The following is a 19,611-nucleotide window of genomic DNA, read 5'->3' as shown; positions in this document are numbered from 1 at the left end:
CCTGTCGGTGCATGGCCGTCGGTTGACGAGGCTGAGCAGCGACGTCCCCTGGCGCTAGGATGGGGACGTGGCAAGACAGTAGGCCATAAGTCGCTAATCCATGGCAAAGGACGGGTATGGGCGATCGCCAACCACCAGATCAGTCTCCATCGTGGACCACTCCACTGGTAGGGCTTTGGCAAGACTGGCGCGATCGCGCCAGCCGACTGCGGCCCACCCAACAGCTCAGCCGCTGGTTTAACGTTGACGACGACAAAGTAGCCGCCATTCTAGCGGCGGTGCGAGAGCAGTTACCCACTACCGAGGCCCTGCTAATCGGCAAACCCCAGGCGGGTAAAAGCTCTATTGTGCGGGGGCTGACCGGGGTATCTGCCGAGATTGTGGGCCAGGGGTTTAGGCCCCACACCCAGTACACCCAGCGCTACGCCTACCCTTCCGAAGACCTGCCCCTGCTGGTGTTTACCGATACCGTGGGCCTAGGCGACATGGCCCAGGCCACCGACGCCATTGTGGCCGAGTTGGTCAATGACCTCAACAGCAGCCGCAAGGCACGCATCTTAATTCTCACCGTCAAAATCAACGACTTTGCAACCGACACCCTGCGGCAGATCGCCGGGCAGCTGCGGCAGCAGTTCCCAACCGTTCCCTGCCTGCTGGTGGTGACCTCAGCCCACGAGGTATATCCTCCCAGCCAGACTGACCATCTCCCCTACCCCCCCGACTCAGACGCGGTACGTCGGCCCTTTGAGGCTATTCAGGCCAACTTCAAAGGGCTGGCAGATCGCACCGTTTTGATCGACTTCACCCTCGACGAAGATGGCTTCGACCCGGTGTTCTACGGTCTTGAGGCGCTGCGAGATGCCCTGGCCGACCTGCTCCCCGAGGCCGAGGCCCAGGCGCTGTACCAGCTGCTCGACGAGCAAGCCGAGGCTGCCGATCAGCTGGGCAATCTGTACCGCGATGTTGGTCGGCACTACATTTCAGCCTTTGCCGTGATGTCTGCTACGCTGGCCGCCGTGCCCTTGCCCTTTGCCACTATGCCCGTGCTGACGGCGCTTCAGGTTTCAATGGTAGGTCTGCTGGGTAAACTCTATGGCCAAACCCTTAGTCCATCCCAAGCGGGCGGGCTAATCAGCGCGATCGCAGGCGGCTTTTTTGCCCAGGCCGTCGGGCGAGAACTGATCAAATTTATTCCTGGCTTTGGCAGCGTTGTGGCCGCATCCTGGGCCGCATCCTATACCTGGGCCTTGGGCGAAGGAGCCTGCGTCTACTTTGGCGACCTGATGGGCGGCAAAAAACCCGATCCCCAAAAAATTCAGGGCGCGATGCAAGCAGCCTTTACCCTGGCTAAAGATCGATTTAAGGGTGAGGCCCTAAACACCCGCCCCGCCAACCTAGAAGAACCCTAGCCGTCGGAGTAATCTGCTGAATCGCCTTCGCGCTTCTTGCTCAGCACCGCCAGCCCTAGACCCACCAGTCCAGGCAGCAGGGCGGGTGTTGGCACAGGGCTGGGAATAGGGGTAGGTGGTTCTACCGTCAGGTCAATTCTAAAGGCCAGATCTTGACCAGAAAGTTTGGTCAAATCCTGATCGGTGAAGCCTAGCGGAAAGACTACCTCTAGCCAGTTGTTGGCCAGTACAGTAATGGCTGGGTTCTGGTCAAAGCCCAAGTTGCCAAGGGGAACAAACGTGAAGCCTGTCAACGAGTTTTGACCTGGCCCACCAAAATCGGGCGTTAGAAACCGATAGATATCGTCTCCCGAGGTGACATTGCCAAACCGGGAGTTGACGCTGAACAAAATGGAGTTGTTGTTCAGATCGATATTCCAAATACCGCCAAACTGCTCTAGTTCTAACCCCGCTCCTACCGTTACGGTTTGCGGATTGAGAGGATCTACAAATACAGTTTCTTGCTGGGTGTTAACATCTCTAATGCTGTTGGTTACCGTTACCGAGCTACCTAGCGAAAAGGCCTGAGCAGGACTTAGCCAAACGCCACCCAGAATCACGGCGGTACCCAGCACAAAACCAGTGCTGACAAGTCTCTCCTTCATCTGCTTCTCCAAACGGGGGCTTTAAACAATTACGAGAGGCAGATGCACGGTCCGGGTGACTCGCGAGAAAATCTATCGATAGGGGCAGCGCGGCTCATACTCCGCTCATGTTCTAACAAAAAATACTGAGGTGTGACTAAGGCTAGGTCAGAAAATTTACCGAGTCTTGACAGACATGCCAGCACCCAGGTGCGATCGCCCCAAAGACACAGCCGCTGATTTTCACCGACTACCTGGGTACTTTGTCGGAGAATTGGACGTGAAAGTTCCAAGCGGTGTCAACCGATACAGAGGATTGAGCGCGTTCAATTCAACCTATAGACAGAAAATCTTAGGAAAGCCGTGAGAGCTGCTCCCGCAGGCGTGGATAGTCCTAGCCCTGAAGTTCCAAATCAGGCTCGGCTGCTGCTCGATTTGCAGCGGGTCAATAAAATTGCCCAGCGACTGTCAGGCTGCCTTGAGATCGAGACCATTGCCCGCTTCGTTACCGATGGCCTGGTCAACCAGTTTGGCTGTGCCTTTGCCCGTATCTGGGTCGTAGAACCCGATCAGAACTTCCTTCGCCTCGTCGCCTCCTCAGGGCTATACACCCACACCAATGGATCCTTTGCGCGGGTCCCCATGGGGGCCTACAAGGTCGGCAAAATTGCCCAAAATCGGGTGCCTTTTCTCAGCAATCGCCTCGCCGAAGAAGCCTGGGTCAAAGACCGCGATTGGGCGATCGCCAACAATATTCAGGGATTTGCGGGCTATCCGCTAATGACAGGCGATCGCGTCATTGGAGTGCTGGCCACCTTTAGCCACAGCCCCATGGCCTCAGAGTTTTTAGAAGTGCTGCAAGTGCTCTGCATGACGGCAACCATCGCCCTCGATGCAGCGCTCCAGGTAGACGCTGGCGCCATCGGGCCCAAGCCCCATTTGGCCCTTCGACCCACCCTATCGGACCAGTTAGCCGGTCTGCTGACCAGCACGACCATGGCCCTAGTCGGTACCGAAACTCCGCTGCTCGACTCGGTGAGCTATATCTTCCTGCGCCTGGGTGAGGTGCTCAACGATTTTCACTGCGACTATGCGCGCTTGGTGTACGGGGCCACCGAAGTCACCCTAGAGGCTATCGTCGCCATTTTGCCCCAGCGAACCCAGGAAATCGTAGGGGACAACCCGGCGGGTCAGGCTAGAGAGGCCGTAGCCCACTGGCGATCGCGCTGTCACCAGCTCAGGTTTATGGCCACCTGCCTGGGGGGCAATCTCCAAACTCAGCCTGGCCCCCAGCAGCAAATGGTACAAATTCTGCTGCAGGTGCCCTACAGCTACGGTGACCCCGGTGAGAAGGTCAGCATTCAGTGCCGCGAAGCCCTCGTTCAGACCGCCCTCACCTGCCTGGCCTACCGCGCTGGGTTAACCATATGCGACCCCTCAGAACCTGAGGCTGTCGTGATCACCAACAGCGAAACCGTAGCCAGGGCCGCTCCCCGCGTGCTGTGGGTGCGGGTTCAGGCCTCTGGCCCATGCCCTGCCCAAATCACCGCTACCATTGACTGGACCGTGGATGTCGATCGGCTGCGGCAGTTGGTACGGTCCCTGCACTCAGGCCAGCCGGTCGAGATGCCCCTGGTTCCAGACTCTCCCCGCCCCTCCGAGCGCGAGCGTGAAATTATGGCCCTCCTAGCCCAGGGCTTGCGCGATCGCGATATCGCCAACCGCCTCTATATCAGCGAAAGCACTGTAAAATTTCACATCAACAACAGTCTGGCCAAACTACAAGCCAAAAACCGCTATCAGGCTGTCTACCAGGCGGCAGTCCACGGGTGGATTTGACTCACTTACTCGCCTGAGACTGTCTTGCCCACATCCAGAATGGGTACAGTAAGCCTATAATGGCGCCTTCATCGTCCTGGTTTCTGGAGTCTAAACCCCATGGATGATCTCATCAGCCTGCTGGTTCAAGTCTTAATTGCGATGGCCTGTGCCATTGCCGCCAACCTTCTCATTCCCCGGCGGGTGCCTGGCAAGCTAGTGGGTCTCGTACTCATCGGCTTAGTTGGGGTACTGGTGGGGCAATGGGTCGCTCAGTATCTGCTTCGGCAGTACAACTTCACCATGCCCTGGCTCACCTGGAGCTTTCAAGGTGTGCCCCTGGTACCATCCATTATTGGCTCAGCGATTGTGCTCTACCTGGTGACCGCATTTCTGAGCTGGGGCCGCTACGGCAACCGTTGAGCGCTGAGCACCAATATCACCCGCTGTAGCGCTCCTCGGCCCAGGGCTCGCCTCGGTGGTGATAGCCATTGCGCTCCCAAAAGCCCAGGGCTGGCTCTGCCAAGAACTCAACCCCGTTCACCCACTTCGCACTTTTCCAGGCGTAGAGATGGGGTACCACCAACCGCATTGGGCCGCCGTGGTCCGGGGGCAGAGGGCTGCCGTCGAGGGTATGGGCAAAAAAGTTCTCAGGTCGAACAAAGTCTGCCAGGGTCAAATTGGTGGTGTAGCCGCCGTAGCAGTGCAGCATTACGCAGGCCGCCTCTGGATTAACCTGAAGCTGCGCAATCAGATCCGTTACTCGAACGCCCCGCCATGTCACGTCTAGCTTTGACCAGGTGGTCACACAGTGAAAGTCGGCGGTAAAGTCCGTTTGGGGCAGCGCCATCATGTCGGCCCAGGTGAACGTTTGAGGGGCGGCCAAACCCGTAATGGTCAACGACCAGTCAGCCTGGGCAATGTGGGGGGTATCGCCATAGGTTAGCACTGGAAACCCTTTGGCCAGGTGCTGCCCCGGCGGGACGCGATCGGCCAACTCAGGACCTGGTTTTTGAAAATACTTGCCAGCCATAGAGTACCTTGCAAATCAGGGCACTCCTATTGTCGCTCAACCAAGTCTGACCGCAAACCTCCGTAGGCCAGGTTGAGCGCCTAGGCAGTGAAAAGCCAATGCCAGCTTAAGCGATACCTAGTAGACTACGGCGCAAGTGTGACAGATGTTTTCAATCGCGAAGGGGTAGGGGAGCTAGGGAGCCAAGCGATCTGAAATAGTCGGCATATTTCAGCTTTCGAGTACTAGGCGGCTAAATCACGGATTAATCGCTTCAGCCAGCTACCCGATCGCACATCCACGTAGGTTTTGCAGCGAGAGCATTGACGAATACCACGAACTCCAATGCGTAGCAGATGCTGGCTATTGCAGTTAGGACAGTGGTGTTGAGCAGAGTGATGTTTTTGCGCCATAGCTAATTTTTAGTCAGAAGAGGCTGAACCAGAAAGTTGAATACACTGCTTTGATCGAAATCCTCTGGAGGCAAGCAATCTCGATATCGCTATTGTGGCGCGGGGCGCCTGCCTGTCATAGTGCCCAGAGACAGTGTCTCAATCGTCTTTAAAAGTCCAAACTACGGTTCCCCATGAAAATGCACTCTGGCGATGGGCCAGAGTGCAGGTCGTATCGGCTGAACTAGCGTTTTGAGGCTAATCGACCTGGACCGTCACTGCGGTGGTCAGTTCAGCCACCGTCACCCTAGGAGCGACCAGAATATGGGCGTATAGGGGCGACGTTTGCCCCACGGTTGCCACAGTGGTCTGCACCCGGCTGGCCACCTCCACCGTTTTGGCATCGTAAACCTGGGTAGCCAACTTGGGATAGAGACCGATACCAATAATGGGCACCAGCAGGCAAGCCGCCACAAAGGCTTCGCGGGGGCGGATGTCCAGAATGTTAGATACCTTGGTCACGACCTGTCCAGCCTCCCCATAGAAGATGCGGCGCAGCATCGAGAGCAGATAAATGGGTGAGAGCACCACCCCTACAGCAGCACCAATAATGATGGCAGTCTTAAATGTTGCACTGTAAACGTCGCTGGTAGCGATACCGAGGAACACAGCAATCTCGCTGACAAAACCACTCATGCCAGGCAGCGCTAGCGACGCCATAGAGGCCGCCGTAAAGAAAGCAAAGGCGTTGGGCATCTTCCGCGCCATGCCACCCATGACATCCATATCGAGGGTGTGAGTGCGCTCGTAGGTCACCCCAGCCAGGAAGAACATCACCGCCGCGATCAATCCATGGGAGATCATCTGCAGCATTGCACCGCTCATGCCCAAGGTTGTAAACGCTGCACAGCCAATCAGCACAAAGCCCATGTGGGCCACCGACGAATAGGCCATGCGCCGCTTCAGGTTGTCCTGGCCAAAAGCGGTCATAGAGGCATAGATGACGTTGACTACCCCCAATATCGCCAGCACCGGAGCAAAGTAAACGTGGGCGTCAGGCAGCATCTCTATGTTCATGCGGATCAGGCCATAGCCCGCCATCTTAAGCAACACCCCAGCCAAAATCATCGATACGGCAGCAGGGGCTTCGCTGTGGGCATCGGGCAGCCAGGTGTGCAGCGGAAAGATCGGTAGCTTAACCGCAAAAGCCACTAAAAAGGCTGCATAGACCAGCAGCTGAAACGTCAGGGAATAATCTTTTTGGGCCAATTCCGTCAGGTTAAACGTAACGGTATCGCCGTAAAAGGCCATCGCCAGGGCCGCCACCAAAATAAAAATAGAGCCGATCGCGGTGTAAAGAATAAACTTGGTAGCGGCGTAAAGACGCTTCTCACCGCCCCAAATAGAGATCAGCAGATACACCGGCACCAGTTCCAGTTCCCACATCAGGAAAAACATGACCAGATCCTGGGCCAAAAACACCCCTACCTGGGCGCTGTACATAACTAGCAGCAGGCTAAAGTAGAGCCGAGGCCGCCGGGTCACATTCCATGATGCCAAAATTGCCAGGGTTGTTACCAGGCCGCTCAGCACCACCAGGGGCATAGCTAAACCATCGGCACCGAGGGACCAGGTCAGGCCCACCTGAGGAACCCAGTCGTAGCGTTCAGCTAGCTGTAAGCCAGATTGGTTGAGGTGATAGAAGTTAAAAAACGCGTACAGAATCAGAGAAAACTCGATGAAGCCAATCCCCAGGGCGTACCAGCGCAGGGTTTGACCATTGCGGTTGGGCAGCACTGGTATGGGCAAGATTGCCAGCAGCGGCAGAATAACTAGGGTCGTCAGCCACGGAAATTGCTCGGTCAGCATGAGAATTCGCGTGAGTAGTACTACAAAACAGCCAGCGCATCCAGGTTCCGGTTTTAGTGTCTGGTTTGAGGCGGACACACACCCTTAGAAGTGAACTCTTCTAAGAAGGATTCACTTCTGCTGTTCGCGGCGGCCTACCCTAGGCGAGGAGGTCGGAGGACTTCAGCGAGCGAGTCGTGGCCTAAAAGGCACGGCGGAAGAACAAACCGGAGGGCAAGATCGGCATAGAGATATATACCTATCTTTTGCGCTCGTCCCTAGTATAGGAAACTTAATAAACTTTTGATAAGTAATTTCTGCCAAAAATTGTCAAAGATTGATGTTCCAACGCCGGACATGAAGGCTGCGCAAGCGTTTGAGGTTCATCGCGCATTTGAATTAATTAAACTAGCTGTTCACATTTATGTATATCAATGCCTCGAAATCTTAATTTTTGCAACGACTGAGGCGCGATTATTGCCCTGCATAAGCGCCCTGGTTTAGGTTCTCGGGCTTAACCCTGTCCAGGCTGGGCCAGAAGTGAGACTCCAGTCAGCTTCTCTAGACATCTGTTGCTGGGTAAACCTTTGCGCCTTCGGTGTCTAGGGCCAGTATTTGAGCCTTTGCCAGTTGCCCTTCCTGCTGCCAGGCTGTGGCCAGAGCTTCGCACACCTGGGGAGCCACCTCGACTGGGGCGAGGGCCAGCAGAGTGGGACCAGCACCACTGATCACCAAACCGTAGGCACCAGCATCGATAGCGGCTCTGGCTATAGTGTCATAACCGGGAATTAGGGCTTGGCGGTAGGGCTGATGGATGCGATCGCCCATCGCTACCCGCAGCCAATCGGCCCGACCGCTCTCTAGCCCCCGCAACAGCAGGCCCAGGTGAGCGGTGTTGAAAATGGCGTCTGCCCGGCTGTAGGCGGCAGGCAGCACGCGGCGCGCCTCGGCGGTGGACAGCTCAAAATCTGGGATGACCACGATGGGGATAACTCCCGCATGCCAGGGGATTGGGCACAGGGTAGCGGTACCGTCGTCATTGGCCACCGCTAGCTGGCAGCCCCCTACCAAAGCTGGCACTACATTGTCGGGGTGGCCCTCAAGGGCGATCGCCATTTCGACCAGGGCCGCTTGATCGACCGGAGCATCGCACAGGGCATTGGCCCCCAGCAATCCACCCACAATGGCGGTAGACGAACTGCCTAAGCCCCGCGCCAGGGGAACGTTGAGATCAATGGCGATCGCCACCGCCGGTACCGCCAGTCCTCGCTCGTGGAAGTAGCTGGCAAAGGCTTTGTAGGCCAAATTAGAGGCATCTGTTACAACTCGTTCGGCCTCTAATCCTCGCACCTCTATGGCGACCACTCCCGGCCTCTGCTCGAGCAGGGTGAAGCGGAAGCGATTGTAAAGCGTGAGAGCTGCGCCTAAACAGTCAAAACCGGGGCCAATATTGGCGGTTGTGGCAGGCACGGTCACAGAAACGGATGTGGGCACCGCAAAAGCCTCCGGCAGTCATGGAACAATTAGGCTCAGGATAATATCACTTTTTGCAGCTCTGTGATTTGCAGCTCTATGGATAAAGCTGCGTCTCTACAATGACTATAAGAACAGATCTTGGGAGATATGGCATGGACATTCAGCCAATGATTCAAGGCGCTGTGGGGCTAGGGCTTGGGATTGGCCTAGGTGTCCTTGCAGCGATCGCCCCGGCCAGCGCCGACACCGTAAATTCTGCCGCTGAACCTGCGGCCCAGGCAGCTGAGCCCAACCTGGTGCTGCCCTTTACCGACGTCCCCCCCGACCACTGGGCCTACGCCGCCCTGCTCAACCTGGCGGGAACCTACGGCTGCGTCAGCGGCTACCCCGACGGCAGTTTTCGCGGCGACGATCCGGTCACGCGATACGAATTTGCCGCTGGCCTGGACTCATGCCTGAGCGTGCTGTCGAACCTGGCCCAGCAGCAGCAAGCGCAGCAAGGGCAGTCTGTTCAGGAGCTGATTGACGCCATGGAGCAGTCCCTGGGCGAGCTGCGCCAGCTCGATACCGAGCTACCGGATACACCCTAGGGCTAGAAGTCTGCTCGGGCCGCGATCGCCGCCGCGACTCGCTCTACCACCTCAGCCACCGGCAGCGCCCCCAGTTCCCCCTGGGCGCGGGTGCGAATATTGAGAGCGTTGGCCTCTAGCTCCTTAGCTCCCACGACCGCCATGATAGGTATTTTGGCTTTTTCGGCGTTGCGCACCATCTTGCCCAGGCGATCGCCGCTGGCATCTACCTCAACCCGCACGCCTTTAGCCAGCATCTGGTCAGCCACCGACTGGGCGTAGCCCAACTGCTCTTCGGTCACGGGCAGCAGACGCATCTGCACCGGAGCCAGCCAGAGCGGAAAATCGCCCGCATACTCTTCGATCAAAATGCCAATCAACCGCTCTAAGGAACCAAAGGGAGCCCGGTGAATCATCACCGGACGCTGGCGCGAGCCGTCTTCGGCCACGTACTCCAGGTCAAAGCGCTCGGGCAGGTTGTAGTCAACCTGGACGGTACCCAGCTGCCACTCGCGCTCTAGGGCATCACGAAAAATAAAGTCTAGCTTAGGGCCGTAGAAAGCCGCTTCCCCAGGAGCCTCAAAATACTCCATGCCCAGGGTCTGTACGGCGCGGCGAATCGCGTTTTGGGAGGTTTCCCACACCTCATCGCCGCCGATGTACTTGGTCGATTCGGGGTCGCGGAAACTGAGGCGAGCTTTGAAGTTCTGTAACTTCAGGCTGCGAAATACGGTGAGGATCAAATCCACCACCTTGAGAAACTCATCGTCAAGCTGCTCGGGCCGCACGAATAGGTGAGAGTCATCTACCGTGAAGCCTCGCACCCGAGTTAACCCACCCAGTTCCCCCGACTGCTCGTAGCGGTACACCGTGCCAAACTCCGCCAGCCGCAGCGGCAGCTCCCGGTACGATCGCAGCTCACTCTTATAGATCTGAATGTGGAACGGGCAGTTCATCGGCTTCATCACAAAGCCCTCTTCCGCCAAGCGGGCCGCGTCGTCGTCTGCCATCAGCGGAAACATATCCTCCCGGTAGTTCTGCCAGTGGCCAGAGGTTTTGAACAGATCTACGCGGGCAATGTGGGGAGTGACCACGCCCAAGTATCCCCGTTTGGTCTGCTCTTCCTTCAAAAAGGTTTCCAGAGTAGAACGCAGCACCGTCCCTTTAGGAGTCCACAGGGGCAGCCCCGGTCCTACCTCATCGGCAAAGATAAATAGGCCCAGCTCTTTGCCCAGCCTGCGGTGATCGCGGCGCTTAGCCTCTTCGCGACGGCGCTTGTACTCCTGAAGTTGCTCAGGGGTTTCCCAGGCCGTACCGTAGATGCGCTGAAGCTGAGCCCGGTTTTCATCACCGCGCCAGTAGGCTCCGGCCACGCTTTCTAGCTCAAACGCCTTGGGGTTGAGGTCAGCGGTGCTGGCCACGTGGGGACCCGCGCACAAATCCCACCACTGATCGCCCAGGTGATAAAGGGTAATCGGGTCTTGCAAATCCTGCAAAATCTCCAGCTTGTAGGGTTCGCCGAGAGCTTCGATGCGACGCCGGGCCTCCTCCCGAGTCACTGTCTCTTGAGTGACCGGTAGCCCTTTATTGATGATCTTGATCATCTCCTTCTTGATCGCCTTCAGGTCTTGATCGGTGAAAGGCTCAGGGCTGTCAAAGTCGTAGTAGAAGCCGTAGTCAATCCAAGGGCCAATAGTGACCTGGGTTTTTGGAAACAGGGTCTGCACTGCCATCGCCATAACGTGGGAAAAGGTGTGGCGAATGCGTTTAAGCGCCTCTGACTCGCTGGTGCGAGGCAGAACCATAGGAGCGCTAGGCGGCGGAGCAGATAAGTCAGTTTGAGCCATTGGTCAACGCTAAAGGCGACAGGGGTTTGACCTCTAGTTTAGCGACTATTGGCTAAACCCAAGGCTGAGCTAGGCGGTCGAGTACGGTTATCTACCCTTTGGCCAGGGAAATACCTACCCCAACTGAGCGCATCCTTGGGTAATATGAATATCAGCGGCCAGATGCAACGATCTGGGCCATTGACTACAGGAAACGTGTGGATAGGAATTGCGCCTTTGCGTTCTTGTGCTATGCTGTGTTCCTGAATAGAGGGTAGACGCCTGCGCAAGTCTCAAGAATGTGCAGATTCTCCCGGTTCAACGTTCCGAAGAGCTTTTTAAAATCGAAAATATGACTGAAGCAATTGCCGACTTAGTTGTCGCTCACCCGATGGTGAAATTTCAGCGCCAAGTTGAGTCTTTAGTGAAGAAATCCAAAGTCGTGAGTCCCAGCGATCCAATTTGGAAAATCGCCTTTTTATTTGGCGATGACTGGACCCACTGGAAGCAAGAACTAGAAGAATTCGACTTTTCCACTCAAGATCCGATTCAGGAGCTGCTAGCGGTACAGTCCTGGGAAGAAGATTAATTGGCCGACACCGTCAATCAATCTCACTGTCAGTCAACCAATTGTCAGTCAACCATAGGTGTCATGTCAGGCTGGAGTTTAATACGTACAAGGATGGTCGTGATGTTGTCATGGCCATTTTTTTCGTTGGCCAAGTCGATGAGGTGGGCGGCACCACTGGCTAGGTTAGCTTTTGAACTTAACAGACCAGCAAGATGGGTATCGGTGTGGCGCTCTAGCAGGTCGTTATCGCTTAGCCCGTCGGAGCACAGGATTAGCAGAGTATCTTCGGTAATTTCGTGGTAAGCAACGCCGGGTGCCAGGTCTTCTTTTCCCCTTGGCCCCAGGGCCTGGGTCAGCTGGTAGGCGTCGGGGCGGGCATAGGCTAGGGCAGGCTCTACGCCCCGATTTATTTCTCGCTGCCCCACCTCGTGATCTAGGGTGAGCTGTCGTAGCCCCAGGCGTTTGCTATATCCATACAGGCGGCTATCGCCTACGTGCACAACCGCTATGTCGAGGTTGTGTACCAGCACCATGACTAAGGTAGTGCCCATGCGCCCTACCCCTGATGTGGCGTTGGACTGATTAATGTCAAAGATGGATTGGTTGGCGGTGAACACCGCCTGGAGCAGGGTGTCTTGCTCGGGCAGGCGATCGCTGCTCCAGTACTGGGTCAAATACTCGCGCAGGGTCCGCACCGCCAGCTGGCTAGCGACTTCTCCCGAAGCATGGCCTCCCATGCCATCGCAAAGAATATAGAGCCCTTTGGCCCGCATTACGCTGCCCTGGGGGCCGCTGACCTTATGGAGCTGAGCCTGGGTGAAAAACCAGTCTTCGTTGTGGTGGCGCTGCTGACCCACGTGGCTTTGACCAGCATCATCCAAATTGGCCAGCTTCATGGGCAAGACCATGGTTGGCGCTTCAATTGGCCCATTGCCCTCGTCGTCTGGCAGTTCTTGGGTATCAAAAACCGCGTCAGACTCCAGATCAAAATTGTCGCCTGTCAGCTTGCTGGCAACTATCGGATCCAGCTCATTCCCAGAATTCTCAGGATCACCGTCTTCCCAGCAGGGATACACGGCCTTTACCTCTGGCAGCGGATAGTCCTGGGCGGCTTCGGCCAGGGTATCTTGCACCTCAGCGATGTCAGCAACGGTGCCGTCTATCAGATCGCCTACCAATGCCTGCACCTTGAGCGGCAGATCGGTTTGACTGGCACCCAATATCACTTTCCAAGCCTGCCCCAGGGCTGATAGCGATAACGACTGGCTGCGATCGGTTGGGTCAATGTGGGTGAGGCAGAGCAGGCTGTTTTCGTTGAGCACCAGTCGGTCAGGATTCAGCAGGGTGGCCTGGTCCTGCCACGGAGCTAAAGCCTGCCACAGCAGCGTCAGCTCAAACAGCCACTGGATATGCTGAAGCGGATCGTTGATGGCTGTCCACCCCACCGACAGAGGCAGCCAAATACTGCGGTCTTCAATCAGCAGGAGGGTGCGCTGGGGCGTCTGCCAGGCGTGGTGTAGTTCTGGAATCGCCGGAAAATAGTCGGCCTGGAGGGCTAGGTATGGATAGGCTTCAGCCGGTACCCCAGTCGCCAGAGGATGGGTAGTGGGATCGAGGCTGGGGGTTTCCAGCCAGGCGGATTGCAAAGCGTGCAGCGGAGAGCCCGCCTCAGGCTGGCAGTCAATGACGGTTAGGGGCGCAGTGCCGGCGGCTCCCAGGGTGGCAGGTGAGGCAATTAAGCGATAGCGGCGATCGCCATCGATGTAGCCCTCTGCGGTGAAGTCTGAAGGGGCGATCGCTGCTGCCCCTGGGGCGGGGATGTCAATGACTCGCCACCGCTGGAGTGGCTGTCCGCACTGCTCGCAAGACCGCTGTGAATCAGTATTTTCAAACTCACAAAGAGGGCAGGTTAGCATCCTAGCGATGATCCAAAAATTAGGCCAGTCAGCCAGCGTACGGAGCCATTAAACCTTTGCCAGGCCTCAAAATCAGGCCCTTTACCAGGGGCTGGGCCAGTCTTGCAGGAAAAGCTGCTGCGCACCCTACTCGTAGAACAGCCTGGACATGGCACGTATAAGTATGGCATGGGTAACCCCTAGAATTGCCCTACCGCAAGCCCATGGTAACTTACTGCCACTTCCCCAGGGTGATCCAGGCCACCGATTCTTGACCTAGCTTCAGCTAGATTGCCTAGTCCCCTTCAAAGTTGCAGCAGCCCCCGGCGCTCGTCAGCCGTAGCAGACCGCCATTGACCAGGCTCTAGCGTACCCAGTTTCAGGTGGGCGATCGCCACCCGTACCAGGCGCAGAGTGGGGTGACCCACAGCGGCAGTCATCCGGCGCACCTGGCGGTTTTTACCCTCCTGTAGGGTCATTTCTAGCCAGGCCGTCGGGATACTCTGGCGAGAGCGGATGGGCGGATCTCGCGGTGGTAGCAGCGGTGTGGTGTTGAGCAGCTCAACTTGGCAGGGCCTGGTGAGATAGCCTTTAATTGTCACCCCCTGGCGCAGCTGGGCTAGGGCGGCGGCGGGCGGCACTCGCTCAACTTGCACCCAGTAGGTGCGGGGATGGGCAAAGCGCGGATCGCTGAGACGGTGCTGCACCCGGCCGTGATTGGTCAGCAGCATCAGCCCTTCGCTGTCGCAATCGAGGCGGCCCGCTGGATAGATATCTGCCACTGGAACAAAGTCTTTGAGGGTGGTACGGAGCGCGATCGCAGTGGCCGAGGGAGTACTGCCCTGACTGAACTGGCTGAGCACGTAGTAGGGCTTGTAGAACAGAATGTACTGGTACACCATGGCCATGGCTATGTGCTATTTTGGCGGCGGCTGTTCCTGCGGTGGCTGTTCCTGCGGCGATCGCAGTATGAACCGTACCCTAAGGGCTGCAACATTTCATTGCAACTTTTGTGGAAATGTTGAGAAACCACAACGGTAAAGGCCAGGCCGATATGCTGAACTCTATAGGACTGATTGTGGCAGGACAACACCATGGAATTCGGGAATAAGTATCGATTCTCTTGCACCCTTACCTTTGGCGACATCTACGGCCAAATTATTGCCTGGCTAGTCATTTTGTTCATTAGCCTAGCGGCGTCCCTGGCCCTGATGGGAGCCCGACAGCCCGTGGTTGCCCTGGCCACCGTAGGATTAATTTTGGTGCTGTCGCTGCCTTTTTTGCTGTTCGCCTTTGTCACGACCCTGTTTAACCACATCGAGTTTGAACCCGTACAGGTTAACCAAGCTGCGCCCAGTCCATCTGAAAGACTGAGCTCCACTTCCCCAGCGCGGGCCTGATCGGCTATTTAGTCGGTCCCGCCGCCGGGGCAGATTCAATCATATCTGTGTTCTCACCACTAGCTCCCGGAGCGGTCTTTCCCTTACTGGCCATCTGCTCAATTTGGTCTTTATATTGAGCAGGGGCCAGACTAGTGGCCTGGGAAAAGAGCGCCTGGGCGGTATTGGTATCCCCCTGATCCTGTAGCACCAGGGCCTTAGCCAGCACTGGGCGAAAGTCCTCTGGAGCAGCGGCAATCGTCTCATCGTAGAGCGCAATAGCCTTGTCAATATTTTTGGCCTCCACGTGCACCTGGGCCAGCAGCAGCTTTACAGCGATCGTGTCGATTCCAGCGGCTGAGCCCTCCGACTGAAGCTGATCGGCGGTTTTAAGGGTGTCTTGCAGCAGACCAACGGCCGCCTGAGGACGGTTTTGCTGCACTAGCAGCACCGTCAGCCCCTGGAGCGCGTTCATGTTGCCAGGCTGCTGGTCGAGCACCTGACGATAAACTTGGGCAGCTCCCTCTAGATCTCCCATCTGCTGCTTGGTCTGGGCCAGCAGCACAGCGTAGTCAGGCACTCCGGGGTTGAGTTCGACCAGTTTTTCCAGGGGAGCAACCACCCCCTCAATATTGCCCAGCTGGATGCGGGCGTCGACTAGACCCTGGAGCGCCGTCTGGTTGTCGGGCTCACGCTCTAGCACCAGCTCATAACCTCGGGCTTGGGACTCCAGTTCCGCCTGCATGGCGGCAGGATCGGCGGTAGGGCTGGAGTCCGGGGTGCTGCTGGCCCGGCGGTTGCTGTTACTGCCCAAAATTGGCAGCAGCGACAGGGACAAAAAGGCCGCCAAAGCCAGGGTTAAAACAGTGCCAACGAGCCAGCGATTACGGTTTGCGGTCACAGATTTACCTCATCAGGGAGTGGCGGAAGCAAGATACCCGCAGTCAGCGGGCGATCGCGCAGGTTTAGGTAGACGATTTTACCGCTTCGGCATGGCCTTTCAGCTTAGCTAAAGACAGCCCAAGGGCGTAACCAGGGCTACAGTAGCAAAGAAGTTGCTAAAAAGCTCAGAAACAATACGGATTACTAACCGTCAACGATGGAAAATTAAGGTAGTCACTTCGGCCACTGAAGTAACAGCTTAGTAATAAATCCTAAGACTGTGCTGAGGCAGGCTTGTAAAGCCCTGACCAAGTTGTATTAGGCGCTTAAATATTTGCCCTGACCATGCACATGAAAGGGCGAATGTTACGCTAGGCTTACAGGCTAAGTCATGCGCAAAATTGCCGTTGCGCCGGGTGACTAACTTATGTTGAGAGGGAGATCGGTGGTGTCATGGGTTCTGCAGAGCAAGACGCTTCTAAAAGCGACGTTACAGCTAAGAATGGCCTCGATCAGGGGGCAGCACCCGCTGCCGACCGGCCGTCGCTAATGTCTCCCCCCCAGCGTCCGGTGCGTCCGGTACGCCCCACCGCTGCCCCTGAGGCGAAGACAACGAGTTCAGTAGTAGTGAAGCCTGCACCAAAGGCGCTTGAGGCTGAACCCTTTGCCAAAGCCACCACTGTCGAAACCCCAGAAGCTGAGCCAGTCGACTATCGGTACCAGCCCATCGCTCCCCCGAGCGAGCCCATGCAGTACCGGGCTATTGGCCTAGTGCGGGGCACCTACGAGCCCAGCGAAGCCGATCAGCTCAACCGGGGTAACCTCACCACTGAAGATGGCCATGTGATTGACTCGGTGCTGCTGGGCCGCATCACTAGCCTGGTGAAAAAGCATATTGACCTGTCGGTGCCCCACCTGTGGGTGGTATATCCCCGCACCCGTCGCGAACTCGACAATGACGATCAGGATTTGCACCTGCAAATTGTCGGCGTATGGGAACCTGAAACCCTGGGCTTACCGGGGGAAACGCCCGCTGGCGACGGCGAAGACGGCGAAGATACAGATGAAGCCGCTCAAAAACCCGATCCTGCCGATCTGCCGCCCGTCGACGACAACTTCTTCTCTATTCGCGGCGAGGTGATCAAATATACACCGGAGGACAAATGCATTGCGGTCAAAATTCTGCAGGGGGTCAAACGCGTTCCGGGTTCCTCAAAGCCCTTCAAGCTGCTGCTCCACGGCACCATAGAAGGCCGCACCGTCGGCTATTTTTGGGATTTTAAGGTGAGACGCGAGGCCAAGGTTTTGGTGCTGAGCGAGGCTTCGATGGTGGGTATTGTGCCACCTAAAAAGCGCGCTAAGGGCAGCGGCAGTGGTCCTCGGCGCGGCAAGCCGGGCATGCGCGGCGGCCCTGGGGGCAGTCGGCCACCGATGCCGAGTCGTCGCCCCACTGGCGTCAAAGGCAGCGATGCCGGAGCAGACCGCTTGGCGATTCGCCCTAAAAAGCGGGAAGAAAACCGCGACAGCAGTGTCGAATAGCCTCTTTTAGCCCCCCAGAGCATCCTGGGGTAAAAATGCTCGATCCGTGGGCAGAGGAGCTACGGGTGCCGCCAGCTCAAACTGTCCTGTTTCAATCCAGGTTTTCAGTTCGCTGGCCACTTGGCGGGCCAGGTAAATGCTGGCCAGCGGGGCGGTGCGCACGGGCTGGCCCTCAATGGTGATGCTGCCTGACTTGAGCTGAGCATAGCTGACTAGGCCAAAGGTGGGACGCACCCGGCGGGGAATGGAAAAATCCATCACCGGAGCCACGATGTCGGCATCCTGCACGGCGCAGTGGGCCGCCACCTGTTCGTTGAGAATGGGAATGGGCACGCCTACGCCGACCATCAGAGAAGGGCCGTAGCCCTTGAAATAGCAGCCCCGCACCCACTCAGGCCGCATCTGCTTGGCGTCCCCAATCAGAGCCAGGGTAGCGGCAGGACCAATGGGCGTACGGTTGGGCAAGCGTCGCTGTAGCGGAAAGTGCTGGGTTCCTTCCCAGGCGACGTAGCCGACACCACCGCCAAAGAAAATGCGGCTGCCAATGCCAATGGCCTCTAGATCTGGATCGTTGAGCAGCGGCGAAAGGGCGCCGGGGTTGGCGTACACCGCATTGCCCAGGCGGGGCTGGAGGGGGCCAAGGTAGGTTGAGAGGGCGCGATCGCCGCCGTTGACGCCCACAATAAAGTTTTGATACAGCCCGCGTGGACTGAATAGATAAAACTGGTTGATGGTGTCGCGAGTAATCGAGGCTTCCAGCGAGGTGCGGGGATAGCAGTCGGTGCCGTGGCCAGTAGCCTGGAGGTGAATGCTGTGCCCCGCGATCAAATCGGCAATCACGTGGCCGCCGCCGTGCTCCCGCACATCCTCGGTGTCGCCTAGGTCAGACCCGCGCCCGGCCACAGCGGGCTGACTCGCCCCCAGGCACACATCTACAGCGCCAAATCCGGCATAGGCAGGGACTCCATCCAGGTAGCACTCCAGCAGTTTAATCGGCGGATCGGTATGGCCCAGGTTGAGCATTGCCCCGGACGATTCCATCGGCTCAAAGGTGCCCGTGACCACCACATCCACCGCCTGAGCCGCAGCGGCAATGCCCTGCTCTTTCGCCCGGGCTTTAAAGGCTTCGGCAGTTTGCACCACCACCTGACCCTGGCGAATTTTGGTATTGATGCCGTCAACAGTGCGCATGGGCTAGGCCTAGGGGTAAGAGCGGCGGCGCAGCCAGAATAGGCTGCCCATCAGGGCCGAGGGGGCTAGCAGTAGCCCCAGCACCAGGCCCAGGGCGGGGTGGTGCTGCCCTGCCTGGGTCCCCACTAGCAGCACCGGCACGCCGTACTTGATCGCTGCGCTCAGTCCCCCAGAGAGCACGACTACTTTTGCTATAAAGCTGATATCGGAGCGGGTCATAGGCTTAGTCGGCGTGGGAGCATAGGCTGAGGTGGGCAACTCACGAAGCGATCCCTATGGGGATCGTCGCACGTTGAGACAGCACCACTCCTGCCGTCGCCACAGGGTAGCCACCACCCAGCCGTGCTGCTCTAGGGTATCAGCCACTAGCTTGGATTGATCGAGCAAAATGCCGCTGAGAATGCCCCAGCCATCGGCGGTGACAATGGTGTGCATCTGGGGGATGAGATCCATAATGACCTCGGCCAGAATGTTGCACACGATGCCGTCCACGGGGGCCTCAATGGCCTGGGCGATCGCCTCCAAACTGCCGTGCAGTAGCGGTAGCTGCTCCTCCGTCAGTCCGTTCAGAGCGCGGTTGCCCATGGCCGAATGCACCGCCAGATCGTCGGTATCGGCACCGTAGGCGCGCCTGGCCCCCAGAAGCAGCGCCCCGATCGAGAGAATGCCAGACCCACAGCCAATATCGGCAACGGTCACATCTGTTTTTTCGTAGGTGAGCCGCATTTCCAGCGACTCCAGGCAGAGCTGCGTGGTGGGGTGATTGCCGGTGCCAAAGGCCACCCCAGGATCGAGGCGCAGCACCAGCCGCTGATTGTCGGCAGGAGGCTCCAGCCAGGCGGGGGTGATCAGGAAGCGATCGCCAATTGGTTCGGGCTGCCAGTGATCTTTCCAGCTTTTCGACCAGTCTTCTTCATCGATCAAATGCCAGCTAATGCGAGGCAGCACCAGATCGCTGCACAGGGCATCTTGTTTGATCAGCAGCGCCAGGGCAGACAGATCCAGCAGCTCTAGCCGATGCTGGGGGAAATAGGCCTGCACCACACAGAACGCCCCTCGCTGCTGGGTCGAGGTTCCCTGACTGCCAAAGCTATCGAATCGCCAGAAGACAGTGTCCTCCAGCGCTGGATCGCACAGCACTTTTACTTCCCACCAGGTGTTGACCACAGCCATTGGCATTC

19 protein-coding genes are annotated in these 19,611 nt (G+C 57.4%); 7 read left to right on the top strand and 12 right to left on the bottom strand.

The genetic code is table 11. From position 1 onward, the window contains the following. Positions 1–116 precede the first annotated feature (116 nt). The gene (locus LEPTO7104_RS0114395; RefSeq protein WP_017299286.1) at positions 117–1,409 is read left to right on the top strand and encodes a GTPase family protein; all 1,293 of its coding nucleotides are present in this window, start codon (positions 117–119) and stop codon (positions 1,407–1,409) included. On the opposite strand, the gene LEPTO7104_RS0114390 is transcribed toward LEPTO7104_RS0114395, so the two are convergent. Then, complete coding sequence (locus LEPTO7104_RS0114390; protein WP_017299285.1) at positions 1,406–2,053, bottom strand: PTPA-CTERM sorting domain-containing protein; 648 nt, start codon at positions 2,051–2,053, stop codon at positions 1,406–1,408. The genes LEPTO7104_RS0114395 and LEPTO7104_RS0114390 overlap by 4 nt on opposite strands. 363 nt (positions 2,054–2,416) lie before the next feature. Between LEPTO7104_RS0114390 and LEPTO7104_RS42870 the strand changes: the two genes are divergently transcribed. Together LEPTO7104_RS42870 and LEPTO7104_RS0114380 are read left to right on the top strand one after the other, a co-directional pair. Beyond that, a complete protein-coding gene (locus LEPTO7104_RS42870) occupies positions 2,417–3,871 on the top strand; it encodes a GAF domain-containing protein (RefSeq protein WP_017299284.1) in 1,455 nt (484 codons plus the stop codon). 99 nt (positions 3,872–3,970) lie between these two features. Beyond that, positions 3,971–4,273, top strand: a complete 303-nt coding sequence (locus tag LEPTO7104_RS0114380) for a GlsB/YeaQ/YmgE family stress response membrane protein (protein ID WP_017299283.1) — start codon at positions 3,971–3,973, stop codon at positions 4,271–4,273. A gap of 16 nt (positions 4,274–4,289) precedes the next feature. Here the strand turns inward: LEPTO7104_RS0114380 and LEPTO7104_RS0114375 are convergent, their stop codons facing one another. The 4 genes from LEPTO7104_RS0114375 to thrB form a co-directional block, all read right to left on the bottom strand. Beyond that, positions 4,290–4,883 (bottom strand): sulfite oxidase-like oxidoreductase, encoded by a 594-nt coding sequence (locus LEPTO7104_RS0114375; protein WP_017299282.1) that lies wholly within the window; start codon positions 4,881–4,883, stop codon positions 4,290–4,292. 224 nt (positions 4,884–5,107) lie between these two features. Then, entirely contained in the window at positions 5,108–5,275 is a 168-nt protein-coding gene (locus LEPTO7104_RS43625) for a hypothetical protein (protein ID WP_155523640.1), read from the bottom strand. A 237-nt stretch (positions 5,276–5,512) separates the two neighbouring features. Then, the gene (locus LEPTO7104_RS0114370) at positions 5,513–7,123 is read right to left on the bottom strand and encodes an NAD(P)H-quinone oxidoreductase subunit 4 (RefSeq protein ID WP_017299281.1); all 1,611 of its coding nucleotides are present in this window, start codon (positions 7,121–7,123) and stop codon (positions 5,513–5,515) included. A 540-nt stretch (positions 7,124–7,663) separates the two neighbouring features. Then, positions 7,664–8,596 carry a homoserine kinase gene (thrB, locus tag LEPTO7104_RS0114365; RefSeq protein WP_225886984.1) on the bottom strand — a complete coding sequence of 311 codons (933 nt, stop codon included), beginning with the start codon at positions 8,594–8,596 and terminating at the stop codon, positions 7,664–7,666. A gap of 134 nt (positions 8,597–8,730) precedes the next feature. Here thrB and LEPTO7104_RS0114360 point away from each other — a divergent pair, with 134 nt between their 5' ends. After that, positions 8,731–9,168 carry an S-layer homology domain-containing protein gene (locus LEPTO7104_RS0114360; RefSeq protein WP_017299279.1) on the top strand — a complete coding sequence of 146 codons (438 nt, stop codon included), beginning with the start codon at positions 8,731–8,733 and terminating at the stop codon, positions 9,166–9,168. 2 nt (positions 9,169–9,170) lie between these two features. On the opposite strand, the gene thrS is transcribed toward LEPTO7104_RS0114360, so the two are convergent. Further along, positions 9,171–10,952: a threonine--tRNA ligase gene (gene thrS, locus LEPTO7104_RS0114355; RefSeq protein WP_017299278.1), complete on the bottom strand. Its 1,782-nt coding sequence runs from the start codon at positions 10,950–10,952 to the stop codon at positions 9,171–9,173. 373 nt (positions 10,953–11,325) lie between these two features. On the opposite strand from thrS, the gene LEPTO7104_RS0114350 reads away from it, so the two are divergent. Further along, the gene (locus LEPTO7104_RS0114350; protein WP_026072708.1) at positions 11,326–11,562 is read left to right on the top strand and encodes a DUF4327 family protein; all 237 of its coding nucleotides are present in this window, start codon (positions 11,326–11,328) and stop codon (positions 11,560–11,562) included. A 44-nt stretch (positions 11,563–11,606) separates the two neighbouring features. Here LEPTO7104_RS0114350 and LEPTO7104_RS0114345 read toward each other — a convergent pair whose 3' ends face one another. Continuing rightward, on the bottom strand, positions 11,607–13,460 hold the full coding sequence (locus LEPTO7104_RS0114345; protein WP_017299276.1) for a serine/threonine phosphatase: 1,854 nt from the start codon (positions 13,458–13,460) through the stop codon (positions 11,607–11,609). A 284-nt stretch (positions 13,461–13,744) separates the two neighbouring features. Continuing rightward, positions 13,745–14,341, bottom strand: coding sequence for a pseudouridine synthase (locus tag LEPTO7104_RS0114340; protein WP_040696746.1), 597 nt, complete (start codon positions 14,339–14,341; stop codon positions 13,745–13,747). 192 nt (positions 14,342–14,533) lie between these two features. Between LEPTO7104_RS0114340 and LEPTO7104_RS0114335 the strand changes: the two genes are divergently transcribed. Then, positions 14,534–14,839: a hypothetical protein gene (locus tag LEPTO7104_RS0114335; protein WP_017299274.1), complete on the top strand. Its 306-nt coding sequence runs from the start codon at positions 14,534–14,536 to the stop codon at positions 14,837–14,839. A gap of 4 nt (positions 14,840–14,843) precedes the next feature. Here LEPTO7104_RS0114335 and LEPTO7104_RS33900 read toward each other — a convergent pair whose 3' ends face one another. Beyond that, positions 14,844–15,719, bottom strand: a complete 876-nt coding sequence (locus tag LEPTO7104_RS33900) for a tetratricopeptide repeat protein (protein WP_017299273.1) — start codon at positions 15,717–15,719, stop codon at positions 14,844–14,846. Positions 15,720–16,153: 434 nt separating this feature from the next. Here LEPTO7104_RS33900 and LEPTO7104_RS33895 point away from each other — a divergent pair, with 434 nt between their 5' ends. Then, positions 16,154–17,239 carry a hypothetical protein gene (locus LEPTO7104_RS33895; protein WP_155523639.1) on the top strand — a complete coding sequence of 362 codons (1,086 nt, stop codon included), beginning with the start codon at positions 16,154–16,156 and terminating at the stop codon, positions 17,237–17,239. Positions 17,240–17,245: 6 nt separating this feature from the next. On the opposite strand, the gene LEPTO7104_RS0114320 is transcribed toward LEPTO7104_RS33895, so the two are convergent. The 3 genes from LEPTO7104_RS0114320 to prmA are packed head-to-tail and all read right to left on the bottom strand — an operon-like array spanning position 17,246 to position 19,597. Then, complete coding sequence (locus LEPTO7104_RS0114320) at positions 17,246–18,430, bottom strand: homocysteine biosynthesis protein (RefSeq protein ID WP_017299271.1); 1,185 nt, start codon at positions 18,428–18,430, stop codon at positions 17,246–17,248. Between the two features lie 9 nt (positions 18,431–18,439). Then, on the bottom strand, positions 18,440–18,649 hold the full coding sequence (locus LEPTO7104_RS0114315; RefSeq protein ID WP_017299270.1) for a hypothetical protein: 210 nt from the start codon (positions 18,647–18,649) through the stop codon (positions 18,440–18,442). Between the two features lie 54 nt (positions 18,650–18,703). After that, positions 18,704–19,597, bottom strand: a complete 894-nt coding sequence (prmA, locus tag LEPTO7104_RS0114310) for a 50S ribosomal protein L11 methyltransferase (protein ID WP_026072707.1) — start codon at positions 19,595–19,597, stop codon at positions 18,704–18,706. Positions 19,598–19,611: the final 14 nt, after the last annotated feature.

This window comes from Nodosilinea nodulosa PCC 7104, assembly GCF_000309385.1.
Classification (GTDB): Bacteria; Cyanobacteriota; Cyanobacteriia; order Phormidesmidales; family Phormidesmidaceae; genus Nodosilinea; species Nodosilinea nodulosa.
The sequence above is the reverse complement of the archived record's forward strand: the minus strand, read 5'-3'. Positions and strand labels throughout refer to the sequence as shown.